The 13,034-nt window shown below is 43.3% G+C and carries 12 protein-coding genes; all 12 read right to left on the bottom strand.

Annotation, left to right across the window (positions count from 1 at the left end; all coding sequences use genetic code 11):
* Nucleotides 1-111 precede the first annotated feature (111 nt).
* A complete protein-coding gene (locus B7721_RS04640) occupies nucleotides 112-1,242 on the bottom strand; it encodes an ABC transporter ATP-binding protein (protein ID WP_000229944.1) in 1,131 nt (376 codons plus the stop codon).
* Nucleotides 1,243-1,355: 113 nt separating this feature from the next.
* Entirely contained in the window at nucleotides 1,356-2,225 is an 870-nt protein-coding gene (locus B7721_RS04635) for a helix-turn-helix domain-containing protein (protein ID WP_084877770.1), read from the bottom strand.
* A 3-nt stretch (nucleotides 2,226-2,228) separates the two neighbouring features.
* On the bottom strand, nucleotides 2,229-2,615 hold the full coding sequence (locus B7721_RS04630; RefSeq protein WP_084877769.1) for a Mini-ribonuclease 3: 387 nt from the start codon (nucleotides 2,613-2,615) through the stop codon (nucleotides 2,229-2,231).
* Complete coding sequence (gene cysS / locus B7721_RS04625; RefSeq protein ID WP_084877767.1) at nucleotides 2,608-3,951, bottom strand: cysteine--tRNA ligase; 1,344 nt, start codon at nucleotides 3,949-3,951, stop codon at nucleotides 2,608-2,610. Before cysS ends, B7721_RS04630 begins: the two co-directional genes overlap by 8 nt.
* 17 nt (nucleotides 3,952-3,968) lie before the next feature.
* On the bottom strand, nucleotides 3,969-4,490 hold the full coding sequence (locus B7721_RS04620; RefSeq protein WP_084877765.1) for a dihydrofolate reductase family protein: 522 nt from the start codon (nucleotides 4,488-4,490) through the stop codon (nucleotides 3,969-3,971).
* 22 nt (nucleotides 4,491-4,512) lie between these two features.
* A complete protein-coding gene (locus B7721_RS04615; RefSeq protein ID WP_084877763.1) occupies nucleotides 4,513-5,379 on the bottom strand; it encodes a GNAT family N-acetyltransferase in 867 nt (288 codons plus the stop codon).
* Nucleotides 5,380-5,390: 11 nt separating this feature from the next.
* Nucleotides 5,391-6,008, bottom strand: coding sequence for a serine O-acetyltransferase (gene cysE / locus B7721_RS04610; RefSeq protein ID WP_084877761.1), 618 nt, complete (start codon nucleotides 6,006-6,008; stop codon nucleotides 5,391-5,393).
* Between the two features lie 15 nt (nucleotides 6,009-6,023).
* Nucleotides 6,024-8,237 (bottom strand): polyribonucleotide nucleotidyltransferase, encoded by a 2,214-nt coding sequence (pnp, locus tag B7721_RS04605; RefSeq protein WP_084877760.1) that lies wholly within the window; start codon nucleotides 8,235-8,237, stop codon nucleotides 6,024-6,026.
* A gap of 497 nt (nucleotides 8,238-8,734) precedes the next feature.
* Nucleotides 8,735-9,601, bottom strand: coding sequence for a methylenetetrahydrofolate reductase [NAD(P)H] (gene metF, locus B7721_RS04600; protein ID WP_002877494.1), 867 nt, complete (start codon nucleotides 9,599-9,601; stop codon nucleotides 8,735-8,737).
* A gap of 94 nt (nucleotides 9,602-9,695) precedes the next feature.
* Entirely contained in the window at nucleotides 9,696-11,945 is a 2,250-nt protein-coding gene (gene metE / locus B7721_RS04595) for a 5-methyltetrahydropteroyltriglutamate--homocysteine S-methyltransferase (protein WP_084877758.1), read from the bottom strand.
* Nucleotides 11,946-12,297: 352 nt separating this feature from the next.
* Nucleotides 12,298-12,591 (bottom strand): helix-turn-helix domain-containing protein, encoded by a 294-nt coding sequence (locus tag B7721_RS04590; RefSeq protein ID WP_061408392.1) that lies wholly within the window; start codon nucleotides 12,589-12,591, stop codon nucleotides 12,298-12,300.
* Entirely contained in the window at nucleotides 12,581-12,946 is a 366-nt protein-coding gene (locus B7721_RS04585) for a type II toxin-antitoxin system RelE/ParE family toxin (RefSeq protein WP_084877757.1), read from the bottom strand. Before B7721_RS04585 ends, B7721_RS04590 begins: the two co-directional genes overlap by 11 nt.
* Nucleotides 12,947-13,034: the final 88 nt, after the last annotated feature.

The following is a 13,034-nucleotide window of genomic DNA, read 5'->3' as shown; positions in this document are numbered from 1 at the left end:
CACTTTTTTAAGGATATGAAAACTAGAAAAGCCTGTTTTTATACCAATAACAAGCATTTAAAAGAAAAACACTGCCAGATTTCTCTAGCAGTGTTTTGACATTTCATTTGCTTAGTAGACTGTTTTTTCAGTTTCTACATCGAAGAAGTGTGCTTTGTTCAAGTCAAATCCAAGTTCAACTGTTGCACCTGTTTGCAAGTAGTCACGAGCATCCACTTTGGCAACAAATTCGTCTTTACCAACTTGGCAGTAAAGGTGAGATTCTGAACCAAGCAATTCTGATACTGAGATAGTAGCTTTGACAACTGATTCTGGGAATGTTTCAAGGAAAGCAGGTTCTGCATTCACATCTTCTGGACGGATACCGAAAATCAATTCTTTTCCTTCGTAGCCTTTGTCACGAAGAACTTTCAAAGCACCTTCTGGCACTTTCAAACGGAAACCGTCAGAAACAATTTCGCTACCAACCAATTTCACATTGATGAAGTTCATAGCTGGGCTTCCGATAAATCCTGCTACAAATTTGTTAACTGGGTTTTTGTAAACTTCTTGAGGGGTACCGATTTGTTCAACACGTCCGATAGTACCTGTACCAGCAGGGTTCTTAGTTGCTGACATGATAACGATGCGATCTGCAAGAGTCATCGCTTCTGTTTGGTCGTGAGTTACGTAGATAGTTGTAGCTCCGATACGACGGTGAATCTTCGCAATTTCAGCACGCATAGATACACGAAGTTTGGCATCCAAGTTTGACAAAGGTTCGTCCATCAAGAACACTTTTGCATCACGGACGATAGCACGACCCATGGCAACACGTTGACGTTGACCACCTGAAAGGTCAGCTGGTTTACGATCCAAGAATTCTTTCAAACCAAGGATTGCTGCTGCTTCTTGCACACGTTTGTCGATGTCTTCTTTGCTGTACTTACGCAATTTCAAACCGAAAGCCATGTTGTCATATACAGTCATGTGTGGATAAAGAGCGTAGTTTTGGAATACCATGGCGATGTCACGGTCTTTTGGAGCTACGTCGTTGACAACCACGCCATCGATAGATGCAGTACCTTCTGTGATGTCTTCAAGACCAGCAATCATACGAAGAGTTGTTGATTTACCACATCCTGAAGGACCTACGAAAACGATAAATTCTTTGTCTTTGATGTCCAAGTTGAAGTCTTCAACTGAATAGTGTTCGCTGTTTGGATATTTTTTGTAAATATTTTTAAGATTTAATTCTACCATCGAGGTGAACTCCTTTTGTCTTTTGATAGTTTTATTATAGATGAAAACGTTTTACATTTCTATGGCAAGGTGACCAAAAAAATAAAAAAGTTCTGTGCAACTTGCACAAAACTTTAAAGAATATCTGGTAAAATCAACTGATAACACAAGGTAAGATCCGTTAACTCCTTCAACTGAAGTCCTGTCAATTCTTCCCATTTGTCAATCTTGTATTGGAGAGAATTGCGATGTAGATAGAGTTGCTGGGCTGTTTTAGTTAGGACAGCACTATTTTCCCAGAGAGAAAGGATAATTTCCTGAATCTGATCCTGATCCAAAATCATCTGGTGCAGACATTCTTTAAAGACCCTCAGGTCCACAAGTCTTTCCCCCATACTCCACAGATAGAGCTGTGAAAAGGTGTGAACACCTTGGTGACCCTGACGCCACCATGTCTTAAACAAATCTCGCTCCGCTTTGATCAGGTCTGATAGGGCTTGATGGCCTGTCTGAGACCAAACCTGTCCCAACATGATAGACAGACGAAGGCCAAAGTCATACTCAACCGCTTCAATCGTATCAGATAAGATTGAGCGAACAGAGGTATACTTATCTTGTTGAAGCACAAATACATAATCCTGAGCCCCGACCTGCAATACTGTCCGGCAGTTGGGAAAAAGAGTCCGCATCATATCCAGCCAAGAGGATAGATTTTCCTGTTGGTAATAAGATAGATGGCAATAAACCAGTTGAAGCTTTTTGAAAGTTTGCGGTGCCTGCCCCTTCCCCTCGATCAGATAGGAATACCAAGGATTGAGCGAACGAGCCAGCTCCTGCTGGGTTAAAAGGGCAATTAACTGCTTTTCACGTTCGCTGAGCCCAGCTTCCTCCAGTAAAATCCACTGCTGAGAAGCTAAAGGGAGAGTAAGATAGCCTGGTTTCTCTACTGGCTGATCTGAAATCTGAGCCTCTGGAAACCAGTCTTGTAGTTCTTTTGCAATCATATCCTAGCCCTCCACTTTTTGGATGCACCAAGAAATTATGGTCTCTAGACGCTCCACATTTTCAGTCAGATGGAGATAGCCCATCACTGCTTCAAAACCTGTAGACATGCGGTAAGTCACCACATCTGCATTTTTAGCCTTTGTGTGGCTATTGGTATTGCGGCCACGTTTGTAGATTTCTTCTTCTTTTTCCGTCAGGATTTGCTCCTCCAACATGAGGGAAATCAAGCGAGCCTGAGCCTTGGCTGAGACATACTTAGTCGCCTCTTGATGGAGTTTGTTGGGTTTGGTCATGCCTTTGAGAATGAGATGGCGACGGATATACATGGAATAAACCGCATCTCCCTCAAAAGCTAGCGCAATCCCATTAATGAGATTGACATCAATCACGTGTCCACCTCACTCCATCTTTGGTGTCAAGGAGCTTAATCCCTTGAGCAGCCAATTGATCACGGATTTGGTCTGCTGTCGCAAAGTCACGATTGGCACGCGCTTCTTGACGTTTTTGGATTAAGGCTTCAATGTCTGCATCCAAAACTTCCTCAATAAAGACAATCCCAAAGACTTCCAACATAGCCGCAAGAGCTTCCTTAACACTTGCATCATAGTTGCCGGAGTTGATCCATTTGGCCATTTCAAAGACAACTGTGATACCATTTGCGGAGTTGAAATCCTCATCCATAGCGGCTACAAACTTATCTTTAAAGTCCTGTAACTCTTGAGCATCTACAGTCCCAGAAAATGGTTGCTCGTAAGTGTTCTTTAGATACTTAAGATTTGTCTCTGCATCGCGTACTGCTTTTTCCGTAAAGTTGATAGGCTTACGGTAGTGTTGTGTCGCAAAGAAGAAACGAAGCACTTGCCCATCAAGAGTTTTAAGGGCATCATGAACTGTGATAAAGTTGCCCAAGGACTTAGACATCTTGACATTGTCGATATTGACAAAGCCATTATGCATCCAGTAGTTAGCAAAAGTCTTGCCTGTTTTGGCTTCTGACTGGGCAATTTCATTGGTGTGATGCGGAAACTCCAAATCAGCTCCACCACCGTGGATATCAATGGTATCTCCCAAAATCTCTGTCGACATGACTGAACATTCAATATGCCAACCCGGACGACCAGGTCCCCAAGGACTGTCCCAAGAAATCTCGCCTGGTTTTGCAGCTTTCCAAAGGGCAAAGTCTACAGGATTTTCCTTGCGAGCTGTTTCTTCATCGGTACGACCTGAAGCACCTAGCTCCAAATCTTCCAAGGTTTTATTGGCCAACTTAGCATAGTTGTGAGATTTTTCCACGCGGAAGTAAACATCTCCTTGACTCTCGTAAGCATAACCTTTTTCAATCAAGTCAGCGACAAAACGAATGATGTCAGCCATAAACTCTACTACGCGCGGATGGCGAGTCGCAGGTTTGACGCCCAAAGCTGTCACATCCTCACGAAAGGCAGCGATATACTTGTCCGCAACCTCCTGAGGCGTGATACCTTCTTCCTTGGCACGGTTGATAATCTTATCATCCACATCTGTGAAATTGGAAATATAGGCAACCTCATACCCACGGTACTCAAAATAACGGCGAATGGTATCAAAAGCCACCGTCGATCGGGCATTCCCTACGTGGATATAGTTGTATACCGTTGGCCCACAGACATACATGCGAACCTTTCCTTCTTCGATTGGGACAAATTCTCGCAAATCACGAGACATGGTGTCGTAAATTTTAATCATGCGGTCCACTCCCTTCTCTATTTCTGACTTTTTCGGCTGAAAACCAGCTCTGCAAATGGGCCAAATTGTCTGAGGCTATCCAGTTGGTAAAAGCGCTGCCCTTCCTCTTGGGTAAAGAGGGGAACCCCCTTTCCTAGGATAAGGGGCGCTATCTGAATAACGAGGTGGTCGAAAAGATCCGCATCCAAGAGCGGTCCTACCAAGGAATTACCACCAATCACAAAGACATTTTTGCCTTTGTCAATCTGCTGAACAAAGTCCACCACATCCCCAGCTACTGGCTGGTAATTGCTGACAGGCAGGTGCCTATCATGTGTAAAGACATAGTTTTCCGTAGCTTGATAAAAACTTTCTACATCTTGCAAATCCTGGATTTCCTCAAAGGTCCGCTTGCCCATGATGGTGATATCCATTTGCCTGTAAAAGTCATCATAGCCTGTATCCTCTACAGAACCAAGCTGATGCAGCCAGTCTATCCTGTGCTGGCTGTCTGCCAAGTAGCCATCCATGGTGATACAGCCGTAAAAATATACTGCCATTCTTGTAGTTACCTTTCTAGTTCTACACTTTTGCTTTCAGATAAATCACCTGTGTCTGTTTGACAAAGCCGATTTTTTCATACAAGCGCTTGGCACCTACGTTGCAGTCCTCTACTGCAATCTGAAATTCCTTATCATTTTGCTCAATCAGTTGGTTGACTAGGGATTTTGCTAAATAGCTTCCGTAGCCTTTGCCACGTTCAAGTTCTGATATTGCTAAACCGTAGAAGTAATTCGTATTAGTCGATAAATCTACCGTGCAAGTCCCAATAACCTGACCGTCTTTTAATAAAATATATAGGCGACTTTCTGAATCCTTCAGAGCTTCAGCGACATATCTATCCACAACTTCTCTCGATTCATGTTCCTCTGAAAATGCCTGAAATTTTAACTGGCTAATTTGCTCCTGATACGAACTATCTGCTAACAAAACTTCAAGATTAGAAACAGTTACTAACTGATAAGGTCTTCTATCCTTACCTAACCAGGTTTCTGTCTCTTCATCCTCGACCAATCCCCAGTTGCTGACAAAATCAGGATGACGCTCTAGAAAAATACGTTCTGTCTGAAAAGTAACTGAACGAATAGGGAAAGAAGCCGTTTCTTTCTCAAAACTCGTAAACAAAGCACACGCAATTCCCTGACGGCGATGATTTGGATGAACCAGTATCGTCACTTCCACATCTTGGTCATCAGCATAGACAGTTAATAGACCAACAAGTTCGCCTTTTTCATAATAAAGGAAAAAGGCGGGCATGTTTGGGTCAAAATTAAGCATGTTAGAAAGATAGGGATCACGATAAGTTCCATCATAGGCTTGGCAACAGTCAATTAGTTTTTTCGCTTCAAATAACTCTTCTTGGCTCAACTTATTTCTTGCTTGAATCATATAGGTATCCTCTACAACCCCGACGATCTGTGACTGGCTTCTCTAGCCTGCTCTAGTTTATTGACGTAGTACTCGCGTTTTTCTTCGACTTCGTGGATTGTTGGTTCATCCTTCTGTCCATGAACTCGGACGATCTTGGCCGGAATACCGACAACCGTCACATCACTAGGTACGTCTGCCACGACTACTGCAGCAGCACCGACTTTGGCATTTTCACCGATTTCTACCGGTCCGATAACTTGGGCATGGGCTGATATGAGAGCTCCTTTACGCACAGTCGGGTGGCGTTTGCCAACATCCTTACCAGTCCCACCAAGAGTCACTCCGTGATAGAGAAGAACGCCTTTTTCAACAATCGCTGTCTCTCCAATCACCAATCCTGAACCATGGTCGATAAAAACACCTGAATCAATCTGGGCACCCGGATGAATCTCGATTTGGGTCCAAAAGCGCCAAAACTGACTGTGCATCCGAGCCAGGAGTTTGAAGCCATGATTCCAGAGAAAATGCGAGAGACGGTGGGCAGCTAAGGCCTTGACACCTGGATAAGTCAGCAAAACCTCCAAACTGGTGCGCGCCGCTGGATCATTTTCTTTTACAATATCAATGGTTTCGCGCCACCATCCCATACATTTCTCCTTTTCTTATTCTGAATCTTTTGGCGTATCTGTGAATTCTTTCTTAGGTTTGTGGTCCTTGTGATGACGTGGACGGTGAGATCGCTCAGACTTTTCGCCTTTTTCATCATGCTCAGGTTTTGGAGGACGAGGAAGAAGAGCCTTCATAGAGGCATCGATACGGCCTTTTTCATCAATCTTGATAACTTTGACATCGACTTCGTCTCCAATAGCCACCAAGTCCTCGACACGGTTGGTACGAGTCCAAGCCATTTCAGAAATGTGCACAAGTGCATCTGTCTTATCAAAGAGGTTGACAAAGGCACCAAATTTCTCGATACGAACAACCTTCGCATGGTAAACTTCATCCACTTTGGCTTCACGAACTAGACCAGCAATAATTTCTTTGGTACGGTTAATGGCATCTTGGTCGCTAGAGTAGATGGACACATTACCTTCTTCGTCGATATCAATCTTAACGCCTGTTTCAGCGATAATCTTGTCGATGGTTTCTCCACCCTTACCGATGACAATCTTAATCTTGTCCACATCAATCTTGATGGTATCAATTTTCGGTGCAGTTGGAGCCAATTCTGGACGAACTTCTGGAATAGTCGCTTCGATGACATCAAGGATTTCAAAACGGGCTTTCTTGGCTTGGGCAAGGGCCTCAGTCAAGATTTCTGCAGTAATCCCTTGGATCTTGATATCCATTTGAAGAGCTGTAATCCCATCACGAGTACCCGCAACCTTGAAGTCCATATCTCCAAAGTGGTCTTCCAATCCTTGGATATCGGTCAATACGGTGTAGTTATTCCCATCTGAGATGAGACCCATGGCAATACCAGCTACTGGCGCCTTGATTGGCACACCACCAGCCATAAGGGCGAGCGTTCCCGCACAGATAGAGGCTTGAGAAGATGAACCGTTTGATTCTAACACTTCAGCTACCAGACGGATAGCGTATGGGAATTCTTCCAAGCTTGGCAAGACTTGAGCAAGAGCACGTTCTCCAAGAGCACCGTGACCGATTTCACGACGACCAGGGGCTCCGTAACGACCTGTTTCCCCTACTGAGTATTGCGGGAAGTTATAGTGGTGCATAAAGCGTTTCTTGTACTCTGGGTCCAAACCATCGATGATTTGAGTTTCTCCCATCGGAGCCAAAGTCAAAACTGAAAGGGCTTGAGTTTGCCCACGAGTGAAGAGACCGGAACCATGCACACGAGGAAGGAAGTCAACAACCGCATCCAAAGGACGGATTTCATCGACCTTACGACCATCAGGACGAACCTTGTCTTCTGTGATCAAACGGCGCACTTCAGCGTGTTCCATTTGTTCCAAGATTTCAGCCACATCACGCATGATACGGTCACATTCTTCGTGGTCTGCATATTTTTCTTCGTAAACAGCAGTCACTTGATCTTTAACTGCTTGAGTTGCAGCTTCACGAGCCAATTTTTCTTCTACTTGAACCGCTTTTTGGAGGTCGCTGTTGTAGGCTGCGATGATTTCAGCCTGCAAGTCAGCGTCTACATGAAGCAATTCCACTTCTGCTTTTTCCTTACCAACAGCAGCAACGATTTCTTCTTGGAAGGCAATCAATTCTTTGACTGCTTCGTGACCTTTCAGAAGGGCTTCCAACATGATTTCTTCTGACAATTCTTTGGCACCAGACTCAACCATGTTGATAGCGTGTTTGGTCCCAGCTACTGTCAATTCAAGAAGTGATTGCTCTGCCTGTTCTTGACTTGGGTTGATGATGATTTGGCCATCTACATAACCCACTTGTACCCCAGCGATTGGTCCTTCAAATGGAATATCTGAGATAGAAAGTGCCAATGATGATCCAAACATTGCTGCCATTGGTGCAGAGGCATTTTCATCATAAGAAAGAACCGTATTGATCACTTGCACTTCGTTACGGAAACCTTCCGCAAACATCGGACGGATTGGACGGTCAATCAAACGCGCTGTCAAAGTCGCATCTGTTGAAGGACGCCCTTCACGTTTCATAAAGCCACCAGGAAACTTCCCAGCCGCATACATTTTTTCTTCGTAGTTGACTTGGAGTGGGAAGAAATCCCCAGTTGCCATCTTCTTAGACATAACGGCCGCAGTCAAGACAGTTGACTCACCGTAACGGACGACAACAGAGCCATTTGCTTGCTTAGCAACCTGACCAGTCTCTACAATTAACTCACGACCCGCAAAAGTCGTTTGAAACACTTGTTTTGTCATTTTAATCCCCTTTGGATTGATGAAATTATACGCCTTGCCTACAAAAATCAGGATACAAAGGGCGTAAAGAATCCCGTATGAAAATAGGAGATTGACGCAGTGTGCGATGCACACCAGGAAATCTATCTTTTTCACTAGGAATTTAGCCCGTGTTCAACTTTCAAGATACAAATCATTAGAAAGGTTTGATGCTAAAGCATCTAATCCTTTCACGCTAATCGCTATTAGGCGATTAGCTAAATGCTTTACTAACTCTCTCATCAAATAACATCGATTTGACTCGTTCGTGTCGCTCAAACTAAATACTGAAAAGAACAAATTATGAAAAAATTTCTATCATAAAATTGAGAATCGACAAAGCCTTTAACACTTTTATACCCTCATCTTTGTATCAAGTACGTACAGAGTCTATTTTATCATATTTTTCTTAAAAAGTGCGGGCTTTTCTATTAAAAAGGAACCATTCCCCTCACCTGAGAAGAATGGTTTGCTTTTTATTATCCTAAAGACTGATGGTTGAACAAGGCATGGGTTGCTTGGTGGATGTATTTTGCTGTTTCAGCATTGTTCATGGTGTAAAGATGCACACCTGCGACATCCTGGGTTACCAAGTCCACGATCTGATCCACTGCATAGGCAAGTCCTGCTGCTCTGAGCGACTCAGGGTCATGCTCATACTTGTCTAAGATGGCTTTAAATTTGCGTGGAAGGTGGATATTCTCACAAGTCTTCAAGAGACGAAGCGCTTGGTTACGGTTAAGAATGGGCATGATCCCCGCATGAATAGGAACATCAATCCCTGCCAAGGTACACTTGTCTTGAAAATCATAGAAGCGCTCATTGTCAAAGAAAAGTTGCGTTACAAGGCTTGAACAGCCTGCATCCACTTTCTTCTTGAGATTTTGAATATCTGAAATCTGGTTTGGCGAGTCAGGGTGCCCCTCTGGGTAGCAAGCGCCAATAATATCAAAGTGAGGAGCTTGTTCCTTGATGAACTCGATCAAATCTGTTGCGTAGCGGAAATCCTTTTGTGGCTCTACATCAGGGATGATATCCCCACGCAAGGCCAAGATTTTCTGCACCCCAACCTTATCCAAGTCTGCAATGGTTTCAGCAACCTTGTCCTTGGTCAGATAGATAGCTGGTAAGTGGGCAATGGTTGGAATCGCCAAGTCATTCTGGATAAAGTCAGCCAAACGAACCGTTGTTTCCTTGATATTAAATTTATTATTGCTGGCAGTCACACTGATAAAGTGCGGTGTCAGCTCCCGCATATCCTGCAAGGCTGAAATAATTTTATCATTACCCACTGCTGGATTTGGAGGGAACACTTCAAATGAAAGTGACGGAGTTTGGCGTGACATAGTCATTATCCTTTTCTTTTTGATTTCATGATTGCTAAGCCGGCTTGGGCTAAGCAGTTCCTTGATCAGTCAGGGTCAAGAGAGAAATTCTATCTTACAATTTCTCACGCGCAGCTTTTGCTGCTTCGACAAGGCGGATCAAGCTTTCTTTTGTTTCTGGAATACCACGTGTTTTCAAACCACAGTCAGGGTTAATCCAAACTTTCTTGCTTGGAACTTTGGCAAGAATAGCATCGATTGTGTGGTCGATTTCGCCTTCATTAGGCACACGAGGAGAGTGGATATCGTAAACCCCAGGTCCCACTTCTGTTTGGAAGTTTTTCGCTTTGAGTTCGTCCAAGATTTCAAGGTTTGAACGGCTTGCTTCAAAGGAAATAACGTCCGCATCCATGTTGTCGATAGCTGGGATGATATCTGTAAATTCTGAGTAACACATGTGAGTGTGGATTTGCGTATCTGGCGCTACTGTTGAGTGTACCAAGCGGAAGGCAGGAATTGCCCAGTCAAGGTAGTCTTCGTACCAGTCGCTACGACGGAGTGGCAATTTCTCACGAAGAGCAGCTTCGTCGATTTGGATGATTTTCACGCCAGCAGCTTCAAGGTCAAGAACTTCATCCTTGATGGCAAGAGCGATTTGAAGAGTTGAATCCTTGATAGAGATGTCTTCACGTGGGAATGACCAGTTAAGGATGGTAACCGGTCCAGTCAACATACCTTTGACAGGTTTGTCTGTACGGCTTTGAGCGTAGCTAGACCATTTGACAGTGATAGGGTTAAGACGAGTGACGTCACCCCAGATGATTGGTGGTTTCACCCCACGCATACCGTAAGATTGTACCCAACCATTCTTAGAGAAGAGGTAACCTGACAAGTTTTGACCGAAGTACTCAACCATGTCGTTACGCTCGAACTCACCGTGTACAAGCACGTCAAATCCAACTTCTTCTTGCCATTTGATCCATTCGTCGATGGTTTCAGCAAGGAAAGCATCGTACTCTTCTTGAGACAATTCACCTTTACGGTAAGCCAAACGTTTAGCACGGACTTCCTTAGTTTGAGGGAATGAACCAATAGTTGTTGTTGGAAGAGCTGGAAGTTTGAAAGCTTCTTCTTGGATAGCTTCACGTTCTGCAAAGGCTGGCAAACGAGTGTAGTCAGCATCTGTCAAACCAGCGATACGCGCACGAAGTTCTGCATTTTCACCAACACGTTCAGTCGCAAAGAGTTCTTTGTTAGCTGCAAGAGCTTCTGCGCCTTGACCGTTGCGGATAGCATCCAAATCACGAATTTCATCCAATTTTTCAACTGCAAAAGCAAAGTGGTTCAAGATAGCTGGTTCAAATTCTTCATTAGCAGTTGTAAATGGCACATGAAGAAGTGAGCATGAGCTAGTCAAAACAATGTTTTCAGCTGGGATTTGCTCAAGAACAGCCAAGCTCTTTTCGTAGTTGTTGCGCCAGATGTTTTTACCATTGACGATACCTGCGTAGAGAGTCTTGTCAGCTGGGAAGCCACCTTTAACGAGTTCAAGAGTTTTCTTACCTTCAACGAAGTCCAAACCAATGGCATCTACTGGCAAGTTCACAAGGTCAGAGTAGACGTCACGAACGTCACCAAAGTAAGTTTGAAGCAAGACTTCAAGACCTTTTTTATCAGCCAAAAGCTTGTTGTAGAGGTTCAAGAAGAGAGCTTTTTCTTCTTCTGTCAAGTCTTTGACAAGAGCCGCTTCGTCCAATTGGATACGAGTCGCACCAAGTTCAGCTAATTTAGCAAAAACTTCTTGGTAAGCAGCTACTAAGCTATCTACGAAGTCTTCTGCTTTCACACCGTCTTCAAAGTCTGACAATTGAAGGAAAGTGAATGGACCTACAAGAACAGGACGAGTGTTAAGACCAAGTTCTTTTGCTTCTTGGAACTCATCAAAGATCTTGTGACCAGCCAATTTAACTTGAGTGTCTTTTTCAAATTTAGGCACGATGTAGTGGTAGTTGGTGTTGAACCATTTCTTCATCGGAAGGGCACGCACGTCCCCTTTTTCTCCTTGGTAACCACGACCCAAAGCAAAGTAGCGCTCAAGGTCAGACAAGTCCAAGTTTTGAACAGATGCAGGCACCACGTTGAAGAGGAAGGCTGCATCGAGGAAGTTGTCATAGTGAGAAAAGTCATTTGATGGGATTTCAGTGATGCCCTTTTCTTTGACAATGTTCCAGTGTTTCGCACGCAATTCTTTTGCTGCTGCCAAGAGTTCTTCTTCTGAGATTTCTTTTCTAAAGTATTTTTCAGTTGTAAATTTCAATTCGCGGAATTCGCCCAAACGAGGGAAACCGATGATCGTAGTTGACATGATGTGTCCTCCAAAATTTGTTGTTGAAACTATCTTAACAGAAAAGAAACTGTCTGTATAATTGTAAATAATTAGGCTTTGATATAGTTTGAAACTATATCACTCTTTTGGTCAAAAGAAAAAGACTTGAGACCAGCGTCTCAAATCCTTTGTATAGCTTGTTTGGTGGCTGTATTTTAGTTGAAATGCTCAAACGAGCTATTGACGATTCTCATCAGTGACTATGGCTTGTTATTAGAAAAGACTATAGGTTGGTTTTCTTTTCTAATTCTGATATTTCCCTGAAAAAGTGCGGACGGGAGGTAAAATTATCCAGTGGATGATTTTAGCCAACCAAGTAATCTCATCTCTATCAACTTTTTTCCTGTTCAAGTGGGACGACTGCTAGTGTCTTTCCTAAACTGGCTAAGACTTTCAAGACCGTATCCAACTGAGGACTAGTCTTTCCTGTTTCCATCCTAGCTATGACAGGCTGGCTTACTCCACTGAGTTCCTCTAGCTTTTTCTGACTGATACCTTGCTCATGTCTAGCCTCAATCAACTCACTCATAATAGCCACTCGCATATCACTTTCAAGAATTTCTTCCTTGGTAAAGAGTTCTGTTCGGACATCCTTCCAATTACTTCCAATGGCCCTATTCTTCATCACTTAACCCTCTTTCTTTTATGTCCTTCAATTCACGCTTGGCTTTTTCAATTTCTCTCCTAGGAGTTTTCTGAGTCTTTTTGACAAAATGATGTAAGAGAACAAAACTCCCATCAAGCCAAGCCACAAATAAAATCCTATCCCTCAGAGGTCTTAGTTCCCAAATTTCATCTTCCAAATGTTTGATATAGGGTTCACCAGCTCTAGTCCCATGCTGACTCAACAACTCAATATAGTCATTTAATTTATTGAGTTTGATGCGACTATCCTTACTTTTCTGACTAGCCAATTCTCTCATATAATTTAAGACTGGCTCATTTCCATTTTTGTCCTTATAGAAGTAAATTGTATGCACCAAGCAACTTCTTTTCAATTCAATTATAACTCAAAAGTTATTAAAAGTAAATCCCAACACTCATAAAAAGAAGACCTTAGAATTATTC

Source organism: Streptococcus oralis subsp. oralis (genome assembly GCF_002096445.1).
In the GTDB taxonomy this organism is placed as follows: Bacteria; Bacillota; Bacilli; order Lactobacillales; family Streptococcaceae; genus Streptococcus; species Streptococcus oralis_N.
Note: the sequence above shows the minus strand (reverse complement) of the source record. Positions and strands in the feature narration are given on the sequence as shown.